Origin of the sequence: Pseudomonas agronomica, assembly GCF_025917275.1 — a bacterium.
Lineage (GTDB): Bacteria > Pseudomonadota > Gammaproteobacteria > Pseudomonadales > Pseudomonadaceae > Aquipseudomonas > Aquipseudomonas agronomica.
This window is the reverse complement of the sequence record NZ_JAOSHO010000779.1, coordinates 1-1586: the sequence shown is the minus strand read 5'-3', so window position 1 is coordinate 1586 and position 1586 is coordinate 1. Positions and strand designations below refer to the sequence as shown.

The 1586-nt window shown below is 57.4% G+C and carries 2 protein-coding genes; both read right to left on the bottom strand.

Annotation, left to right across the window (positions count from 1 at the left end; translation table 11 throughout):
- Positions 1 to 56: 56 nt before the first annotated feature.
- Positions 57 to 923, bottom strand: a complete 867-nt coding sequence (locus OC610_RS27065; RefSeq protein WP_264432403.1) for a pirin family protein — start codon at positions 921 to 923, stop codon at positions 57 to 59.
- 127 nt (positions 924 to 1050) lie between these two features.
- The coding region (locus OC610_RS27060; RefSeq protein WP_264432401.1) for a response regulator transcription factor at positions 1051 to 1586 on the bottom strand (536 nt) is incomplete at its 5' end.

The window sequence follows — 1586 nt, the reverse complement described above, 5'->3', positions numbered from 1 at the left end:
TCGCGAGCAAGCTCGCTCCCACATTTGAATTCCAAGATCAGTTCATTGGTTTCGCGTCAGCCATCCATCCGCCCAAAGCGCCCGGAATGGAAATCCTCGAAGGCCTGGTGGATCTCCTGCTCGCTGTTCATCACGAACGGACCATGGCCGACAATCGGTTCGTCGATGGGCTCGCCGCTGAGCAGCAACACCACGGCATCGTTATCGGTTTGCAGATTCACCTGGTCGCCGGCCCGATCGAACAAGGCCAGTTGCCCCGCCTCGACCCGCTCGCGCCCATTGACCTGGACCGCACCTCGCAGCACCACCAGCGCCGTGTTATGGCCCTTTTGCAAATCGAGGGTCAGGTTCTTGCCAGGATTCAAGCGAATATCCCAGACGTCGATGGGCGTGAACGTCTTCGCCGGGCCTTGATGCCCCTCGAAGTTTCCGGCGATCAGGCGCAGGCTGCCGGCGTCGTCCTTCAGGGCGATGCTGGGGATGTCTTTCTTGAGCAGGGTCTGGTAGCCGGCCGGTGCCATCTTGTCCTTGGCGGGCAGGTTGACCCACAACTGGACCATTTCCATGAATCCGCCCTGCCGGGCGAAGGCTTCCGAATGGAACTCTTCGTGGATGATGCCGGAGGCGGCGGTCATCCATTGCACGTCACCAGGGCCGATCTTGCCTCCGCTGCCAGTGGAGTCACGGTGTTCCAACTCACCCTGATAGACGATGGTCACGGTTTCGAAACCACGATGAGGGTGTTGGCCAACGCCTCGACGCATCGTGGTCGGGTTAAATTCGCTGGGCGCCGCGTGGTCCAGCAGTAGAAACGGGCTGATGTGCTTTCCGAGATTATCGTAGGAAAACAGTGTGCGGACTGGAAAGCCGTCGCCGACCCAATGCGGCCTTGGGCTCGTGTAGAGGCCGATGATCTGTTTCAAGCTGTGTCTCCAAACGGGTGTTGCGATTCGATGGACACAGCTTAAAACCCACACCGTTGATGCACTAGAGTGCAAAAACCGGCCTTAGCGTTCTATCAACGGAACGACGAACCTGCGGACACAAGATTCAAAGATGATTGCGCTTGGCGAACTCCGACAATCCCACCAATGAAGTGAGCCCGAGTTTTTCCAACAATCGGGTCTTGTAGGTACTGACGGTTTTCGGGCTCAGGAACAATGATTCTGCAATGTCCTTGCCCCGCATGCCCATCGACAGCATCCGCAAGATGGACAACTCGCGAGTTGAGAGGCTTTCCAGGGCGTGCTGTTCGCTGCGCTGTTGAAAGTCCAGCCTCACAGGCATCTGGGGAAAATAGGAATAACCTGATTTCAACGCATGGATGGCCTTGATCAGCTCCTTCAGATCACTTCTCTTGGTGACGAATCCCCTGGCGCCGGCAGCGATGCAGCGGTTACAGAAATGCTGGGCGTCCTGTGAGGTGAAAACCAACACAGCGCACCCGGGTAACTCTTCCATGATCCAGAGGAGCAGGTCCAGGCCATCGAAACCGTTCATTACCAGATCCAGGATCACCAGGTCGGTCGACTCCTCCTTCATCTGTGCCTTGGCGTCGATCACGCCGCTGACGTCACGGATATCGG